The organism is Variovorax sp. RO1 (assembly GCF_002849325.1).
In the GTDB taxonomy this organism is placed as follows: Bacteria; Pseudomonadota; Gammaproteobacteria; order Burkholderiales; family Burkholderiaceae_C; genus Variovorax.
In genome coordinates this window covers 238,317-254,241 of sequence record NZ_PKMT01000005.1, presented here as the reverse complement: position 1 = coordinate 254,241, position 15,925 = coordinate 238,317, and the positions used below count along the sequence as shown (strand labels likewise).

16 protein-coding genes and 2 tRNA genes are annotated in these 15,925 nt (G+C 67.7%); 8 read left to right on the top strand and 10 right to left on the bottom strand.

Translation table 11 applies throughout. The annotated features are described in order from the left end of the window. Positions 1–56: 56 nt before the first annotated feature. The 4 genes from CY658_RS24250 to CY658_RS24235 all read right to left on the bottom strand — a co-directional run bounded on the left by CY658_RS24250 (position 57) and on the right by CY658_RS24235 (position 4,246). A complete protein-coding gene (locus tag CY658_RS24250; protein ID WP_101492615.1) occupies positions 57–1,007 on the bottom strand; it encodes a hypothetical protein in 951 nt (316 codons plus the stop codon). 186 nt (positions 1,008–1,193) lie between these two features. Beyond that, positions 1,194–2,165 carry a Bug family tripartite tricarboxylate transporter substrate binding protein gene (locus CY658_RS24245; protein ID WP_101492614.1) on the bottom strand — a complete coding sequence of 324 codons (972 nt, stop codon included), beginning with the start codon at positions 2,163–2,165 and terminating at the stop codon, positions 1,194–1,196. 50 nt (positions 2,166–2,215) lie between these two features. Next, a complete protein-coding gene (locus CY658_RS24240) occupies positions 2,216–3,166 on the bottom strand; it encodes a PDR/VanB family oxidoreductase (protein ID WP_101492613.1) in 951 nt (316 codons plus the stop codon). A gap of 3 nt (positions 3,167–3,169) precedes the next feature. Beyond that, the gene (locus CY658_RS24235) at positions 3,170–4,246 is read right to left on the bottom strand and encodes an aromatic ring-hydroxylating dioxygenase subunit alpha (protein ID WP_101492612.1); all 1,077 of its coding nucleotides are present in this window, start codon (positions 4,244–4,246) and stop codon (positions 3,170–3,172) included. A gap of 109 nt (positions 4,247–4,355) precedes the next feature. Between CY658_RS24235 and CY658_RS24230 the strand changes: the two genes are divergently transcribed. The 4 genes from CY658_RS24230 (at position 4,356) to CY658_RS24215 (ending at position 6,737) form a co-directional block, all read left to right on the top strand. Next, positions 4,356–5,324, top strand: a complete 969-nt coding sequence (locus tag CY658_RS24230) for a LysR family transcriptional regulator (RefSeq protein ID WP_101492611.1) — start codon at positions 4,356–4,358, stop codon at positions 5,322–5,324. A gap of 120 nt (positions 5,325–5,444) precedes the next feature. Then, on the top strand, positions 5,445–5,912 hold the full coding sequence (locus CY658_RS24225; protein WP_101492610.1) for a DUF4124 domain-containing protein: 468 nt from the start codon (positions 5,445–5,447) through the stop codon (positions 5,910–5,912). A 40-nt stretch (positions 5,913–5,952) separates the two neighbouring features. Next, positions 5,953–6,417: a ribonuclease HI family protein gene (locus tag CY658_RS24220; protein ID WP_101492609.1), complete on the top strand. Its 465-nt coding sequence runs from the start codon at positions 5,953–5,955 to the stop codon at positions 6,415–6,417. A gap of 65 nt (positions 6,418–6,482) precedes the next feature. Further along, positions 6,483–6,737: a DUF3297 family protein gene (locus tag CY658_RS24215; RefSeq protein ID WP_101492608.1), complete on the top strand. Its 255-nt coding sequence runs from the start codon at positions 6,483–6,485 to the stop codon at positions 6,735–6,737. Positions 6,738–6,760: 23 nt separating this feature from the next. Here the strand turns inward: CY658_RS24215 and CY658_RS24210 are convergent, their stop codons facing one another. After that, positions 6,761–7,813, bottom strand: coding sequence for a DUF2272 domain-containing protein (locus tag CY658_RS24210; RefSeq protein WP_257884982.1), 1,053 nt, complete (start codon positions 7,811–7,813; stop codon positions 6,761–6,763). Positions 7,814–7,903: 90 nt separating this feature from the next. On the opposite strand from CY658_RS24210, the gene CY658_RS24205 reads away from it, so the two are divergent. Beyond that, on the top strand, positions 7,904–8,905 hold the full coding sequence (locus CY658_RS24205) for an alpha/beta hydrolase (RefSeq protein ID WP_101492606.1): 1,002 nt from the start codon (positions 7,904–7,906) through the stop codon (positions 8,903–8,905). A 5-nt stretch (positions 8,906–8,910) separates the two neighbouring features. On the opposite strand, the gene CY658_RS24200 is transcribed toward CY658_RS24205, so the two are convergent. Further along, complete coding sequence (locus CY658_RS24200; protein WP_101492605.1) at positions 8,911–9,198, bottom strand: hypothetical protein; 288 nt, start codon at positions 9,196–9,198, stop codon at positions 8,911–8,913. 124 nt (positions 9,199–9,322) lie between these two features. Continuing rightward, positions 9,323–9,398, bottom strand: a tRNA-Lys gene (locus tag CY658_RS24195). Between the two features lie 150 nt (positions 9,399–9,548). On the opposite strand from CY658_RS24195, the gene CY658_RS24190 reads away from it, so the two are divergent. Next, positions 9,549–10,256, top strand: coding sequence for an SDR family NAD(P)-dependent oxidoreductase (locus CY658_RS24190; RefSeq protein ID WP_101492604.1), 708 nt, complete (start codon positions 9,549–9,551; stop codon positions 10,254–10,256). A gap of 75 nt (positions 10,257–10,331) precedes the next feature. Here the strand turns inward: CY658_RS24190 and CY658_RS24185 are convergent. Then, positions 10,332–10,407 (bottom strand) — tRNA-Ala (locus tag CY658_RS24185). 87 nt (positions 10,408–10,494) lie between these two features. Here CY658_RS24185 and CY658_RS24180 point away from each other — a divergent pair. Next, a complete protein-coding gene (locus CY658_RS24180; RefSeq protein WP_180839041.1) occupies positions 10,495–11,361 on the top strand; it encodes an alpha/beta hydrolase in 867 nt (288 codons plus the stop codon). 45 nt (positions 11,362–11,406) lie between these two features. Here CY658_RS24180 and CY658_RS24175 read toward each other — a convergent pair whose 3' ends face one another. After that, on the bottom strand, positions 11,407–12,384 hold the full coding sequence (locus CY658_RS24175; protein ID WP_101492602.1) for a GMP reductase: 978 nt from the start codon (positions 12,382–12,384) through the stop codon (positions 11,407–11,409). 220 nt (positions 12,385–12,604) lie between these two features. Continuing rightward, positions 12,605–13,258 (bottom strand): OmpW/AlkL family protein, encoded by a 654-nt coding sequence (locus tag CY658_RS24170; RefSeq protein ID WP_101492601.1) that lies wholly within the window; start codon positions 13,256–13,258, stop codon positions 12,605–12,607. Positions 13,259–13,460: 202 nt separating this feature from the next. On the opposite strand from CY658_RS24170, the gene CY658_RS24165 reads away from it, so the two are divergent. Continuing rightward, the gene (locus tag CY658_RS24165) at positions 13,461–15,914 is read left to right on the top strand and encodes a UvrD-helicase domain-containing protein (RefSeq protein WP_101492600.1); all 2,454 of its coding nucleotides are present in this window, start codon (positions 13,461–13,463) and stop codon (positions 15,912–15,914) included. Positions 15,915–15,925 lie beyond the last annotated feature (11 nt).

Below are 15,925 nucleotides of genomic sequence, written 5' to 3'. Positions count from 1 at the left end.
ACGGCACCCGGAAAAAGATCGGATTCTGCCCCGATGAATGGGGGGCGATGCCGCGCTCAGGCCAGACCGAGTTCCTTGGCTTCGGCTTCGTAGTTCGGATACGACGCCTTCATCGTCGCGCCATTGAGGATCATCTCGGCCACGAGCGTGCGCGACGGCATCTCATAGACCTGGGTGCGTATCCACACGGACTCCGTGCGCGCGCTTTCGCTCAGCGCGATGATCTCGCGCTCCAGTTCGTAGTCCTGGTCGACGAAGAGCGGGCCCTTGATGAGGCGAATCTCCTGCCCGGCGAACAAGCCCACCGCCGGCTTGCGTCCGCTCAGCTGCGCCTCGGCGCTGGTAGAGCCGAGCAGCACGCTGATCATCTCGGTCGGAATGATCGCGCGGCCCCACGGCGAGCGCTTGCCGCCTTCGGGCGTGTACCAGTCGCAGGGCTCGGTGATGACCTTGAGCTTGTCGGCGAGCGTGAAGGGGTAGTGGTCGCCCATGTGCTGGTCGAAGCCCATGCGGATTTTTTCGACGACGGCGCCGCGCTGGCCCACGCGCAGGTCGCGGTTGATGACGAGGCCCTGGGCTGGGCGCAGCTTGGCGATGCGCTGGGGCAGCTCGTGCGGATGCTGCGACGCATCGCCGATCGATGCGGTGCCGGTCAGCACCGGCGTGCCGTCGGCCTTCTCGGCGCGCAGGCGCACGAAGGTGGCGCCGGGCGCGGGCAGGTCGACAAAGGCGCGCACCGATTCGCCCTCGACCACCATGTTCTGGTAATGGGCGCTGATGCAGCCGGTTTCGAACCAGGCCTGGCCGAACACATGGAACAGCAGGGGGTCGAATTGGCTGAAGTGGGTCGGTCCCTCGATCGGCCCGGCGCGCAGGCCCAGATGTTCCGCCGTCGCGTCGTCGTGGATCGATTTGTGGTCGTCGTAGGTCTGGTCGGCCAGCATCTGGCGCGGCTGGCGCAGCGGGCCGCACAGGCCCAGGGCGGTGGTGGAGAAAGGCGAGGTCATTGTGGGGGCTCCGTGTGCCCGGCGACGGGCGTGAGTCGAACGGACGATGATGGCAAAGTCCACCGGTCGCGCCTGTCGCCTAGGGAACGCCTGATCCCATCGCCGATGGGCCTGATGCAGCCGGCAGCACAGTCACTGGCGGTCGGCGCAGGTCGCCCTCGCATGACGGTCCGGGTGGTCGCCCCCTCATTGCGCCTCGACGCCCAGGTCGCGCATCCGCCTGGTGATTACGTTGAATTCGTCCTTGTACGACGCCGCGAACTGCTCGGGCGTGCTGTTCATCATCTCGAAGCCACGGCTCACGAACAGCTGGCTGACGTCGGGCGAGCCGACGATGGCGCGCACTTCGCGGGCGAGCTTGTCGACGATGGGCTGTGGCGTCCTGGCCGGTGCCAGCAGTCCGACCCAGACGTTGGTGTCGTAGAGCGGGTCCTTGAAGCCCAGCTCGCTCATGGTGGGAACCTGCGGGAGCGTGGTGGAACGCTGGCGCCCCAGCACGGCCAGCGGCACGACCTTGCCCGTCGGCACATGCTGCATCGCGCTGGGCACCGACGACAGGCCGAGGTCGATGGTGCCCGACAGCAGGTCGGTCACCACGGGCCCTTCGCCGCGCTGCGGCACATGGACCATGCCGGCATTCAGTGCGCGGTTGAGGCTCTCGCCGGCCAGATGGCCCAGCCCGCCGACGCCCCAGGACCCGTAGCTCAGTTTCGTGCCGCCCCTGGCCACCTTGGCCTTCAGGTCTTCGATGCTCTTGATGCCGGTGCCGGGGTGCGTGGAGATCAGCGCCGGGCTGCGCACCACCTGCGTGACGCCGACGAAGTCCTTCTGCGGGTCGTACGCCAGGGTCTTGAACAGCGCGGTGTTGTTGATCTGTGAATCGGTGATGGTCATCAGCAGCGTGTAGCCGTCGGGTTTGGCGCGGGCGACTTCGCCGGCGCCGATGGCGCCCGCCGCGCCCGCCTTGTTGTCCACCACCACGGGCTGCCCCATCGATTTCGAGAGGCGATCGCCGAGGGTGCGCGCGACGAAGTCGGTCGCGCCGCCGGCCGCGTAGGGCACGACGAGGCGGATCGGCCGCGAGGGGTAGCTTTCCTGCGCGGCGATGGGCAGCGCCAGCGTGATCGCTGCGCAGGCGGCAGTCATTCTTTTGAACATGGTTGTCTCCAGTGGTGGGGTTGAGTTGTCTGCTTGTTATTGAGGAACGATCAGAGATCGAGGACGAGCACAGCGCTGCGCGCGCGGGACACGCAGGGCAGGATGCAAGTGTGGCTGTCGCGCTCCTCGTCGCTGAGCACGAAGTCGCGGTGCTCGGCCTTGCCTTCGAGCAGCGGCACCTCGCAACTGCGGCACATGCCTTCGCGGCACGAGAAGGGAATGCTGACGTTGGCGCCTTCCAGTGCATCGAGCAGGCTCTGCTGCGGCGCGACGTCGATCCGCTGGCCGCTGCGATGCAGCACCACGGTGAAGGTGCCGGCCGGCGCCACGGGCGCGGCGTGTTCCGGCGGCGCGAAGCGCTCGAAATGGGTGGCCGCCTTGTCGATGCCGGCAACGTCCGCAGCCGCGCCGACGGCGTTCATCAGACCTTCGGGGCCGCAGCAGTAGACGTGGGCGCCCGGGGCCGCACCGGCCAGCCAGTCCGCCAGATCGGGCGGCGTGCCTGCCGCTTCCTGGTCCACGTGCAGTTGCACGCGGTCAGGGTGGCGCGCCAACGTCCACGCGTAGGCGGCACGGGCCCGGGTGCGCACGCAGTACAGCAGCTTCCAGGGCCTGGCGTGGGCCTCGCACCAGAGGATCATGCTCAGGAGGGGCGTGATGCCGATGCCGCCGGCCACGAACACATGTTCGGTGGCGGCAGGGTCGATGCCGAACAGCGCGCGCGGTGTGCCCACCTTGAGCACATCGCCCACGGCAAGGCGCTGGTGAACGAAAGCCGAACCGCCGCGCGAGGCCGGTGCCAGGCCCACGCCGAGCACGTAGCGATGACGCTCCAGCGGCGAGTTGGCCAGTGAGTACGGGCGGCGGATGTCGCCGGGCAGCAGCAGGTCCACATGGGCGCCCGCGGTGAAGGGCGGCAGCGCGGTGCCGTCCTGCGCACGCAACTCCAGGCCGAGCACATCCTGCGCCTCGTGCGTGAGGCGGGTGACGACGAGCTTCATGGCTCAGGTCCTGGCGGGTTCGGTCGGTGCCGCGGGGGCAGGGCGCGCTGCAGCTTCTTCGAGCGCCTCTTCCTCCAGCCGGCGCGAGACCATCCAGCGGAACTGGTTCAGCGCGGCGTCGATGCCGAAGGCCATCATCTTGAAGTCGGGCGCCAGCGTCAGGCTCTTTTGCTGCGCGGTGATGATGTCGCGGTCTTCGTCGAAGGCCTCCACCACGGCCTGGTGGATCGAGTGCGTGACCTCGGGTTGGTCGATGGCGAAGTTGTGGGGATGCGCGAAGAAGTAGTGGGTGGAGTTTTCCGTCTCGGGCGTGATGGCCTGGCAGCCGCGAAACTCGATCGCGCCCTCGCGATTGCCTTCAGCGGCGCCTTGACCGGTGGGCGCCATGCCGGAGTCCATCAGCAGGATGGCGGGGAGGGTGAAGTTGTAGATGTTCCACCGATCGACCCTGCTGCCCCAGTCCTTCACCGCCTGCGCGAAGGGCGGAGGCTCGATGTCGAGGGCCCAGCGGGTGATGCGCACGCCGTGGTCGATGCGTTCGACCTTGGGCTGCGCGGCGGCGTAGTCCGCACTGCCGCCTAGCGTGGTCGGGTGCACGAAGGGCAGGTGGGAAAAGTCCAGCAGGTTGTCGCAGATCAGCAGGTAGTTGACGTCGTAGTGGATGTAGCCGTCCAGGCTGCGCCAGTGCGGATCGTCCAGCCAGGGCGTGTCGGGAATCAGCGCCGGGTCGGCCTTGTCGGGCGCGCCCATCCAGATCCAGACCCAGCGATGGCGTTGCACGACCGGAAAGGTACGCACCCGGGCCTGGATGGGAATGCGCTTCTGGGCCGGCGCCTCGATGCACTGGCCCGAGGCGTCGAACTTCAGGCCGTGGTACATGCAGCGCACGCAGTTGCCTTCGCGCCGCCCCACCGACAGGGGCGCGCCGCGGTGGCAGCAGCGGTCTTCCATGGCGACGATCTCGCCGTCGTCCTTGCGGTACATGAGAACCGGCACGCCGATGATGGTGCGGGCGAACAGGCCCTGCGGCGTGAGCTCGTTGTCCCAGGCAGCCACGTACCAGGTGTTTTTGATGAACATGGGGCGTCTCCTTTTGTTGTTCGCCGCGTTCGGGTCACGGCATGGGCACAGCGTAGGGCGAGGGTTCTCATGTATCAACGTCATGCCAGTCATTCCTAGAATGCGCCGCATGCATGCGGAAAATCTCGACCTGAACCTGCTGGCGGTCTTCGACGCGATGTTTCGCGAGGCCAATGTCACGAAGGCCGCGCAGGGCCTCGGGCTGACGCAGAGCGCGATGAGCCATGCGCTCAACCGGCTGCGCGCTTTTTTCGACGACCCGTTGTTCGTCAAGGTCGGCAGCCGCATGGCGCCCACGCGCAAGGCCGAGGGCATGCGCGCCGCGGTGGTGGAGGTGATGGCCACCGTGCGCCAGCAGATCCTGGCCGGCGCCCGCTTCGAGCCCGCGCTGGCGCAGCGCATCTTCACCCTGTGCCTGACCGACATGGGCGAACTGGTGTTCCTGCCCCCGCTGCTCGAGCGCTTCAAGAAGGAGGCGCCCGGCTGCTCGCTGCGCACGCTGCAGGTGCCGCTCGAGCAGGTCGAAGGGCTGCTTGCGTCAGGCGAGGCCGACCTGGCGGTGGGCTCCATCCGCGCGGCGCCCGAGGGGCTGTTTCATCAGCGCCTGTTCCTGCACCCCATCGTGACCATCGCCAGCACGCGGAACAAGGACATCGGCGCCACCCTCACGCGCGAGCGCTTCGAAGCGATGCGGCACATCGTGGTCTCGCTCACCGGCCATCTGGCAGAGAGCTACGACAAGGTGCTGGAAGACCAGGGCGTTCGCCGCACCGTGGCCGTGACGACGCCCCACTTCCTGATGGTTCCGCTCCTGATGGACCAGCATCCGGACCTGCTCGCGACCGTGCCGCGTGAGCTGGCGGAGGTCTTCGCCCGCCTGGGCACGGTGCGCATGTTCGAACCGCCGGTGCCCGTGCCCCAGTTTCAACTCAACCAGCATTGGCATCCGCGCTTTCACCACGACCCGGCCGTGGTCTGGCTGCGCGATGTGATGAAACATACCTTCGAGCACTACCCGCACATCACCACGCAGGCCAGTGCGCCGGCCACGAAGAAGGTTCGAACCAGGTCGCGTTGAAGCGCAAGGCGGCTTTTGTGCCGGGGCCGCGGCGATGCTCCGCCGACGAGAAGGCGTGAACGCCGCCGCTCTTTCTTTCGCTTGTTCGCGCGCCCGCGCACTGTTACAAAGAGCGTCTCCATGCGCTCACCCACTTTCCTTTTCGTTTCACTGCTCTGGCTTGTCGTGGCCGCACCGGCCGCGCAGGCGGAGGTGGTGCGCTGCACCGACGTCGACGGCCGCATCGTCTACACCGACGGCGCCTGCCCGTCGGGCACCAAGCAGTCGCGGCAGTTGCGGATCGACGAGCCGCCGCCCGCACCGTCGCGTGCGCCGGGCGACGAGGGCACACCTCGCCGGTCGGACTACGCGGCACCGTCCGCACCGCCGCCGCAGCCTGCGCCCTCGGGGCCGGCCATCATTCCGCGCTACCCCGTGGGTGAGGCGCCTGCGGTCGATCCGGGGCCGACCTACATCTGGGGTGGCGATCCGTACTACGGCGCGCCGCGCCCCGGTTATCACCGGCCGCCGCGTCCCCCGCATGACCCGGGGCCGCCGCCCGGCCAGCGGCCTTGCAATCTCGCAGGCATCAAGCGCAGCAACTGCTGAGCGCGTTCGTCGCTTTCCTTTCGCTTCTCTCTTTTTCTTCATGACCGTTGCTGCGCCCGAGCGCCTTCCCCCGTGGGTCGTCCACTGCGACGGCAGCGCCATGCCGAACCCCGGGCGCATGGGCATCGGCGTCGTCATCACGCAGCCCGACGGCACGCGCCACACCTTCTCGCAGGCCACGCACACCACGGGCTGCAACAACGAGGCCGAGCTGCGGGCGCTCACGCTCGCGCTGCGCGAGCTGCAGGCGCGCGGCGCCACGGCGGTGCAGGCCTACAGCGACAACAGCACGCTGGTCGAGCAGTTGAGCGGCGGTGCCGACGTGCGACCGATCGTGCGCATGGCGCCGCTGTTCGAGGAGGCGCGCACGCTGTTGCAGGGCTTCGACGAGGCACGCGTGCAATGGATTCCGCGCCACCGCAACGCCGAGGCCGACGCGCTCGCGCGGGCCGCGCTGGGCTTCGGGCCGAAGCCACCGCCCAAGGCCTGGAAGAAGCGCCGCTAGAAGCACTCGGAGCGGGCAGGGCGGCAGGTTCTATCATTCGGGTCGATTCAGAAACCTGTTTGCCCATGACCGACGAAGCCACCTCCAAGCCCGCATTGCCCGATCACCTCTCGACCGATCCGCGCAGCCCGCACCACATTCCCGCCGTGTTCGAGCACCCCATCGGCATCCGCTTCAACGGCAAGGACCGTCTGGACGTCGAGGAATACTGCATCAGCGAAGGCTGGATCAAGGTGCCCGCCGGCCGCACGCTGGACCGCAAGGGCCATCCGCTGCTGATCAAGCTCAAGGGCGCTGTCGAGGTGTACTACCGCGACTGACGCTTGGGGCGCGTTGCCCTCTTTCAGCGCCACTGCAGCAGCAGCGACCACGGCTGCCGGCTCATGTGGCGATCGACGCACGCCGCGCTGCCCGTCGTGCAGCCTTCGGGCAGGTAGCTCGGGTCCAGCAGCCGCGTGCCGGGCGCAAAGGCCAGGCGCCGCCTGGTGACCGACTGCAGCACGTTGCCGCCCACGGCGTCGAAGCCCGCGTCGTCCACGCTCACCACCACATCGCAGTGCATCGGCAACGGCGCGCCGCCCGTGGGGCGCCCGGCGAGCACCTCGCCGATCTGCGCGAAGCGCTCGAGCGACGCACCGCGCGCGCCGCGTGCATGGCAGACCAGATCGCCTGGGCGCGGCGACGTGCGCATCAGATCGCAGGCGCGCAAGGCTTGCGGTGTCGAGCGGCCCGTCGCTTCGTCGATGCCGGCCTGCCATGCGGCACCCGCGTAGTCGACGTGGGCCTCGGAAAAGACGAACTCGTCGGCGCCGAGCCCGGCCTCGCGCGCCACCCAACTGATGAACGCGGCGGACCAGGGCGTGTCGATCACCGCGACGCGTTGCAGGGCCGTCTCGATCGCGCGCTGGTCCGATGAGTCCAGCCCCTGGTCGGGGCCGACGCCCAGGCCTTGCAGGCGCGCCGCGCTCGCCTGGTTCAGTGCGTCGGTCAGCAGTGAGCGGTCGGCCGCGCGCACGGCGCCGAAGCGCACGAGAGACGGCAGCCGCTCGTTCGACGGATCGACTGCGCGCCAGTAGCGCAGCACGCGTTGCCATGCGGGCAGCGCGCTGATGGGGTAGCGCGTGTCTTCCGCTTCCGAATAGCCGGACTCGGTGAGCCGGCCCTCGGCGTCCATGGTCTGGCTGCCGAAAGCGGTGTGCTCGTGCCGGGCCAGCGCGGCCATCGCGAGGGCGCGTGGCGGCGGCGGAAGATACGAGGCCGTGGCAAGACAGCCGGCGGCGGCCGATGCGAGGGTGGGCGCCGCCGTGAACACCAGGGCCACGCACAGCGTGTGCGCAGCGCGGCGCAGCGTTGGCCTGTGAGTGAAGGAGGGCGAGGTGACGGGCGGTGGCGGCATGTGAGGCGAGCATAGCGGGGCGGTCCCGGCGGCACGCAGAATGCAGGGGCGCTCCTGAAGCGCCGGACCGACCGGCGCAGGCGCTCCACCGTGAAGCTCAAGAACATCCTGCTGTCGCTCCTCGGCGTCATCACCGGCCTCGTGATTGCGGGCTATGCCGCGTTCCAGTGGAGCCCGTGGCCCTCGGTGCTGATGATCCGCCATGCCTTCGGCAAGGGATCGGACGCCGCATCGCAGTCGCTGCAAAAGCACGTGCCGCCCGGCATCGCGGCGGTGCTCGACCAGCGCTATGACGAGGCCGATCCCGATGCCTACCTCGACGTGTTCCGCCCGGTCTCGGCGGGCGACCGGCCCTTGCCCACGGTGGTGTGGGTGCACGGCGGCGCCTGGGTCTCGGGTCATCGGCGCGACGTGGCCAACTACGCGCGCGTGCTGGCGGGGCAGGGCTTCACCGTGGTGGCTGTCGGTTATTCGATCGCGCCCGGCCAGGGCTACCCGGTGCCGGTGCGACAGGTGAACTCGGCGCTGGGCTATCTCGTGCGGGAATCAGTAAGGCTCGGCGTGGACCCGACGCGGCTCGTGCTGGCCGGCGACTCGGCAGGCGCGCACATCGTCGCGCAGGTTGCGAATGCCGTGGCCGTGCCCAGCTACGCGAAAGCTGTCGGCCTTGCACCTGTCATCGCGCGCGAGCAACTGCGCGGCTTGCTGTTGCACTGCGGCGCCTACGACGCCGCGCAGGCGAAGCTCGATGGTGCCTTCGGCGGCTTTCTGCGGACCGTGTTCTGGTCGTACAGCGGCAGCAAGAATTTCCAGCATGCGCCGGCCTTCGAGACCGCGTCGGTGCGCCGCTATGTGACCGGGGCTTTTCCGCCGTCGTTCATCACCGCGGGCAACGGCGATCCGCTCGAAGGGCAGTCTCGGTCGATGGCCGAGACGTTGGTGGCAAAGGGCGTGCAGGTCGACAGCCTGTTCTTCCCCGCCGACCAGACGCCGGCGTTGCCGCACGAGTACCAGTTCAACCTCGACGATGCGCCGGGGCGGCTCGCCTTGGAGCGTTCACTGCAGTTTCTTCGGCGCGTCATGGCGCCGTAGCGAGGTCAGGCCTGGGGCTTCTTGCTCGGCAGGTCGCCTTCGCGCAGCTTGCGGCCGACCCACATCAGGCCGGTGGCGTAGTCGGCGCTGCCGACCTGCACGCCGCCGACGGTGCGCAGCGCGCCCGTGCCGTCATCGGTGGCCGGGCCTTCGCCCGTGAGGTCGCCGGGGACCAGCAGCCGGCCGTCTTTCAGGAAGTCGGCAATGCGCAACTGGCGCATGCCGCGGCCCCAATGCCAGTGCTGCTTGAGGTCGAAGGATTTCGGCGATGACGCGGGTTTGGATTTCTTCACGGGATGTCGGGGAGGGGCTTGCGAAGGGTAGCGTTGGCGCAGGCAAACGTACAAGCGAACGCACCATGAAAAAAGCCTGCTACTTTGTGGGTAGCAGGCTTTTCAGCGTTTCCGCGATGTTGGTTGGTGGGCCCTGAGTGACTCGAACACTCGACCTACGGATTAAGAGTCCGCTGCTCTACCAACTGAGCTAAGAGCCCTTGCTTTGAAAACCGTTAGTGTTTTCTGGCAAGACCACGAGTATATACCAATCTTTTTGGCACTTCAAAAACTTTCTACACATTTGTACGAGAGCGCTAGGATGCGCGACCGTCGGGGCCTGGCCCCACCCCCTATCCGAGGAGTTTTCAATGAGCGATGCAAGCAACACCCCCCATGTCGTGATCACCGGCGCCGCGGGCGCGCTGGGCCGGGCCGTGGCCCAGCACTTTCTTGACCAGGGCGCGCGGCTCGCGCTGGTCGACCACCACGCGGGTCGCCTGGCCGAAGTCTTTCCGGGCCTGGACAACTCGCAGCACCTGCTGCTCGCCGGTGACGTGACTTCGGCGCCCGACATGGCCGCGCTCACCGGCCAGGTGCTGCAGGCCTTCGGCCGCGTCGATGCGTTGGTGCACATTGCCGGCGGCTTCGAGATGGGCGAGGCGACGCATGCGCTCACGCGCGAGAGCTGGGACCGGATGATGAACCTCAACGCCTGGTCGTTCGTCGCCGTGACGCAGGCCGTGCTGCCTTCGATGATCGAGCGCCGCGCGGGCCGCATCATCGCGGTGACGGCCAAGGTGGCGGCGCGCGGCCTGCCGGCGATGGCGGCCTACATCGCATCGAAGAGCGCGCTGCAGCGGCTCGTGGAATCGATGGCCGCCGAGGCTGCGCCGCACGGCGTGAACATCAACAGCGTGGCGCCCAGCGTGCTCGACACGCCGGCCAACCGCCAGGCGATGCCCGACGCGAATCCGGCGGAGTGGGTTTCCACGACGGTCGCGGCGCAGACCATCGGCTTCCTGGCGTCGCCGGGCGCCGCAGCGCTGCACGGCCAGCACCTGACGCTCGACGCCTGATATTCCCCGTCGACAACGCACAGCTGCAAACGAAAAAGGCCTTGGCGATTGCCAAGGCCTTTTTGCTGGGTCGGTTGGTGGAGAGGATGAGGATCGAACTCACGACCTCCGCATTGCGAACGCGGCGCTCTCCCAGCTGAGCTACCCCCCCACACAGGCCGCATTTTATCGAGCTGCGCCTTTCCATGCACGCTGTCGTGCCAAGATGCCGACTGGAAAAACAAGGAGCAAGCACCGCATGGAAGCGCACGATCCCGCCTGGCTGGAAGGCATGTACAACAACCTGGCGCGGGTGAAGGACCACCCCGCGTACTTCGCGCGCTGGGCCCGCGATTCCGCCGCGGCGCGCGACACGCTGCCGTGCCGCATCGATGTGCCCTACGGCACGGGCCCGAACGAAACGCTCGATGTCTTTCCGGCGCCCGTGCCCGATGCGCCGGTGCTGGTCTTCATCCACGGCGGCTACTGGCGCGCCATGGACAAGAAAGACCACTCGTTCATCAGCCCCGCGTTCCACGACCGTGGCATCTGTGTGGTGCAGCCCAACTACGCGCTGTGCCCGGGCCCGGTCGACCAGCCGGTGACCGTGCCGGGCATCCTGCTGCAGATGGTGCGGGCGCTCGAATGGACGTGGCGCCATGTGGCGGCGCATGGTGGCGACCCGTCGCGCATCACCGTCGCCGGGCATTCCGCGGGTGGCCACATGGCGGCGGCGTTGCTGGCCTGCGACTGGAAGGCGGTCGCGCCCGATCTGCCCGCGCAGCTCGTGCGCAATGCGTTGTCGGTGTCGGGGTTGTTCGACCTGCGGCCGCTGCAGCGCACGCCGTTCCTCGAGCACACGCTGAAGCTCACCGATGCCGACGCGCGGCGCGCAAGCCCGGCACTGTGGCCTGCGCCGGCGCGCGGCCAGCTCTATGCGGCGGTGGGGGGCAACGAGAGTGCCGAGTTCCTGCGCCACAACGCGATGATCCGCGAGGCGTGGGGCCGACACACCGTGCCGGTGTGCGAGGTGTTGCCGGGACTGGACCACTTCGGCGTGGTCGATGCGCTGGCCGATCCGGCCCACGCGCTGCACCGCTACGCAGTCCAGTTGCTCGAGGCCTGAAAGAAAAGAGAGGCGAGAGACGGGCGGACAGGCCGCCCGTCGCGCTCACATCAGCAGGTGTTCGCCTGCGTTGTCGCCGCCCAGCGTGACGTAGTTGACCTTGCGGATGTCCATCAGCGTGCGGCCGCCCGCGTAGCTGATCGAGCTCTGCACGTCCTGCTCCATCTCGACCAGCGTGTCGGCCAGCTTGCCCTTGATGGGCTCGAGGATGCGCTTGCCTTCGACGTGCTTGTACTCGCCCTTGTTGAAGTCGCTGGCCGAGCCGTAGTACTCCTTGAAGAGCGCGCCGTCGACGTCGACCGTCTTGCCGGGCGACTCTTCGTGGCCCGCGAACAGCGAGCCGATCATGACCATCGACGCGCCGAAGCGGATGCTCTTGGCGATGTCGCCGTGGTCGCGGATGCCGCCGTCGGCAATGATCGGCTTGGTCGCCACGCGCGCGCACCACTTGAGCGCCGACAGCTGCCAGCCGCCCGTGCCGAAGCCGGTCTTGAGCTTGGTGATGCAGACCTTGCCCGGGCCGATGCCGACCTTGGTGGCGTCGGCGCCCCAGTTCTCGAGGTCGATCACGGCTTCGGGCGTGCCCACGTTGCCGGCGATCACGAACGACTTGGGCAGCTTGGCCTTGAGGTAGCCGATCATGTTCTTCACGCTGTCGGCATGGCCGTGCGCAATGTCGATCGTGATGTATTCGGGCACGAGGCCTTGGGCCACCATCTGGTCGACCGTGTCGTAGTCGGGCTTCTTCACGCCGAGCGAGATCGAGGCGAACACGCCCTTGCCCTGCATGTCTTTCACGAACTGGATGTTGTCCAGGTCGAAGCGGTGCATCACGTAGAAATAACCGTTCTGCGCGAGCCACAGGCAGATCGACTCGTCGACCACCGTTTTCATGTTGGCTGGCACCACCGGCAGGCGGAAAGTGCGCTCGCCCAGCGTGACGCTGGCGTCGCATTCCGAGCGGCTTTCCACGCGGCATTTGCGCGGCAGCAGAAGGATGTTGTCGTAATCGAAGATTTGCATGACCAGGCTCCAGAAAGGAATCGTTGAGTGGAACGAATGAGCGCTTGGTCCGGCCGGTTCTCGCGGTCGCGTCATGAAAATGACGGCCAAAAAAAACCGGACGCAAGAAACTTGGGCCCGGTGATTGATTTTACGGCCATGGTCGCGATGCGCAAGTCGCCGGGTCGTATTGACCCTATGGGTTGCTGCGTATACCCGACGACCGTGGTGCGGTTCTTCTTCAGAACCGGTAGCCGACGCCCACGCCGAACAGCCACGGGTCGACCTTCACGGTCGACAGCTGCACGCCGTTCATGTTCACGGCGCTGCGGATGCGCAGCTTCTTCACGTCGAGGTTGAGGTAGGTGTTCTTCGCCACCTCGATGTCGACGCCGGCGCCCATCGCAAAGCCGAAGCTTTCGTTCTGCAGCTGAAGCCGGCCGACCGTCGGCACCTGCAGGTTGACGCTGCTCAGCCGCGTGTAGTTCAGGCCCGCGCCCACGTAGGGCCGGATCTTCGCGGTGGGCATGAAGTGGTACTGCAGCATCAGCGAGGGCGGCAGGTGCTTGAAGGTGCCGATGTCCACGGGCCCGCCCAGCGCGCTCTGCTGCACGGTGACCGTCTGCTTTTGCGGCACGGTCAGCACCAGCTCGGCGGCGATGTTCGGTGTGAAGAAGTAGGTGATGTCCAGCTCGGGAATGGTCTTGCTGTTGATGGTGATGGCGTCGGCCGGAATCGACAGGTCGGCCACCGGGGCCGAGTGGTTCGCCGGCTTCAGGTACACGGCGCGGGCGCGCACCAGCCAGTTGCCTTGCGTTTCCTGTGCCGCGGCCGGCAGGGCCGCCATGGCGGCGAGCAGGGCGGCGATGCAGGCGGGGGCGAGTTTCTTTTGCATGTGTGTTCCAGGGGTGACGGCCGGCGCGCAGGGCCGGCAACTGGAAGGCAGTCTCCCGCCGGGCCAGGCCGCGCCGCTTGATCTGCCGCAAGCGCGGCAGGCCCGCGCACGCCAGCAGGCGCTGCCTTGATCCAGGTCATGCCCGCAAGGTCACCCGGGCCCGGCGGCGCCCTCGGCGGGGCAGCTTTCTACAATGGAGCCCATGCTCCCTCACGACCTGTTTTCCGGCGCGTCCGCAGCCGATGCGGGCGGCCCTGCCTCGCCGTTGCTGAACAACCTCAACGCCGAGCAGCTTGCTGCCGTCACGCTGCCCGCGGGCAACGCGCTCATCCTCGCCGGTGCCGGCTCCGGCAAGACGCGGGTGCTCACCACCCGCATCGCGTGGCTGTTGCAGACGGGGCAGGTGTCCGCCGGCGGCATCCTGGCCGTCACCTTCACCAACAAGGCCGCCAAGGAAATGATGACGCGGCTGACCTCGATGCTGCCCGTCAACGTGCGCGGCATGTGGATCGGCACCTTCCACGGCCTGTGCAACCGCCTGCTGCGCGCGCACTGGAAGCTGGCCAACCTGCCCTCGACCTTCCAGATCCTCGACACGCAGGACCAGCTCTCGGCCATCAAGCGCCTGATGAAGCAGTTCAACGTCGACGACGAGCGCTTTCCGGCCAAGCAGACCCAGTGGTTCATTGCCGGCGCCAAGGAAGACGGCCTGCGCCCCGGCGACATGCAAGCGCGCAGCGACGACGACCGCAAGAAGGTCGAGCTCTACCAGCTGTATGAAGAGCAGTGCCAGCGCGAAGGCGTGGTCGACTTCGGCGAGCTGATGCTGCGCAGCTACGAGCTGCTGCGCGACAACGACCCGGTGCGCGAGCACTACCAGCGGCGCTTTCGCCACATCATGGTCGACGAGTTCCAGGACACCAACCGCCTGCAGTACGCGTGGCTGAAGATGCTCTCGGGCCACACCGCGGCCGGCGGCCACTTCACGCCGGGCGAGCACAACAGCGTGATCGCCGTGGGCGACGACGACCAGAGCATCTACGCCTTCCGCGGTGCGCGCGTGGGCAACATGACCGACTTCGTGCGCGAGTTCAACGTGCGCCACCAGATCATCCTGGAGCAGAACTACCGCAGCTACAGCAACATTCTCGATTCGGCCAACGAGCTCATCAGCCACAACAAGAAGCGCCTGGGCAAGAACCTGCGCACCGAGCAGGGCCCGGGCGAGCCGGTGCGCGTGTACGAATCGCCCACCGACCTTGCCGAGGCGCAGTGGATGGTCGAGGAAATGCGCCAGCTGGTGCGCGACGGCTTCGACCGCAAGGAAATGGCCGTGCTCTACCGCAGCAATGCGCAGAGCCGGGTGATTGAAACGGCGCTGTTCAACGCCTCGGTGCCGTACCGCGTGTACGGCGGCCTGCGCTTCTTCGAGCGCGCCGAAATCAAGCACGCGCTGGCCTACCTGCGCCTGCTCGAGAACAAGGACGACGACACCAGCTTCCTGCGCGTCGTCAACTTTCCGCCGCGCGGCATCGGCGCACGCACGCTCGAAAGCCTGCAGGACGCGTCACGCGCCGCCGGGCGCTCGCTGCACGACGCGGTGAGCGCGGTCGGCGGCAAGGCCGGCTCGAACCTCACGGCCTTCGTCGCCAAGATCGACGTGCTGCGCGAGCAGACTCAGGGCGTGAGCCTGCGCGAGATCATCGAGCTGGTGCTCGACCACAGCGGCCTTGTCGAGCACTACAAGGCCGACCGTGAAGGCGCCGACCGCCTCGAGAACTTGGACGAACTCGTGAACGCGGCCGAAAGCTTCGTCACGCAGGAAGGCTTCGGCCGCGATGCCGTGGCGCTGCCGGTGGACGAGCTGCGCCAGTCGCTGGCCAGCCAGGGCATCGACCTGACCCGCCCCGTGCTCGACGAGCCGCTGGCGCCCGATGCGGAAACGGGCGAAACGCTGAGCCCGCTCGCGGCCTTCCTGACGCACGCGGCGCTCGAGTCGGGCGACAACCAGGCGCAGGCCGGCCAGGACGCGGTGCAGCTCATGACCGTGCACGCCGCCAAGGGCCTGGAGTTCGACTGCGTGTTCATCACCGGCATGGAAGAGGGCCTGTTCCCGCACGAGAACTCGATGAGCGATTTCGAGAGTCTCGAGGAAGAGCGCCGCCTGATGTACGTGGCGATCACGCGCGCGCGCAAGCGCCTGTACCTGAGCCACTCGCAGACGCGCATGCTGCACGGCCAGACCCGCTACAACGTCAAGAGCCGCTTCTTCGACGAGCTGCCGGAAAGCGCGCTCAAGTGGCTCACGCCGAAGAACCAGGGCTTTGCGCCTTCGGCCTTCGGCTATGGCGGCGGCTACGGCAGCACGCGCGGTGGTGCCGGTGGCTACGGTGGTGGTGGGGGCGGCGGCAACCGCTACAGCGGAGGCGGCAGCAGCGCCGGCAAGGACACCTTCGCCAGCCCGCCCGTGCCGCCGCAGAAGACCGCGCCGTCGCACGGTTTGCGCTCGGGCATGCAGGTGTTCCACAACAAGTTCGGCGAGGGCACGGTGACCGCGCTCGAAGGCACCGGCGACGACGCGCGGGCGCAGGTGAAGTTCGCGCGCCACGGCGTGAAGTGGCTGGCACTGTCGGTGGCGAAGCTCACGCCTGTTTAGATTTGCTACAA

Coding starts and splice junctions, on each gene's coding strand:
- CY658_RS24220 (WP_101492609.1), top strand. CDS start 5,953: ATGACCGTTGCTGCGCCCGAGCGCCTTCCCCCGTGGGTCGTCCACTGC.
- CY658_RS24235 (WP_101492612.1), bottom strand. CDS start 4,246: ATGTTCATCAAAAACACCTGGTACGTGGCTGCCTGGGACAACGAGCTC.
- CY658_RS24175 (WP_101492602.1), bottom strand. CDS start 12,384: ATGCAAATCTTCGATTACGACAACATCCTTCTGCTGCCGCGCAAATGC.
- CY658_RS24225 (WP_101492610.1), top strand. CDS start 5,445: ATGCGCTCACCCACTTTCCTTTTCGTTTCACTGCTCTGGCTTGTCGTG.
- CY658_RS24230 (WP_101492611.1), top strand. CDS start 4,356: ATGCATGCGGAAAATCTCGACCTGAACCTGCTGGCGGTCTTCGACGCG.
- CY658_RS24170 (WP_101492601.1), bottom strand. CDS start 13,258: ATGCAAAAGAAACTCGCCCCCGCCTGCATCGCCGCCCTGCTCGCCGCC.
- CY658_RS24165 (WP_101492600.1), top strand. CDS start 13,461: ATGCTCCCTCACGACCTGTTTTCCGGCGCGTCCGCAGCCGATGCGGGC.
- CY658_RS24210 (WP_257884982.1), bottom strand. CDS start 7,813: ATGCCGCCACCGCCCGTCACCTCGCCCTCCTTCACTCACAGGCCAACG.
- CY658_RS24240 (WP_101492613.1), bottom strand. CDS start 3,166: ATGAAGCTCGTCGTCACCCGCCTCACGCACGAGGCGCAGGATGTGCTC.
- CY658_RS24180 (WP_180839041.1), top strand. CDS start 10,495: ATGGAAGCGCACGATCCCGCCTGGCTGGAAGGCATGTACAACAACCTG.
- CY658_RS24215 (WP_101492608.1), top strand. CDS start 6,483: ATGACCGACGAAGCCACCTCCAAGCCCGCATTGCCCGATCACCTCTCG.
- CY658_RS24245 (WP_101492614.1), bottom strand. CDS start 2,165: ATGTTCAAAAGAATGACTGCCGCCTGCGCAGCGATCACGCTGGCGCTG.
- CY658_RS24190 (WP_101492604.1), top strand. CDS start 9,549: ATGAGCGATGCAAGCAACACCCCCCATGTCGTGATCACCGGCGCCGCG.
- CY658_RS24250 (WP_101492615.1), bottom strand. CDS start 1,007: ATGACCTCGCCTTTCTCCACCACCGCCCTGGGCCTGTGCGGCCCGCTG.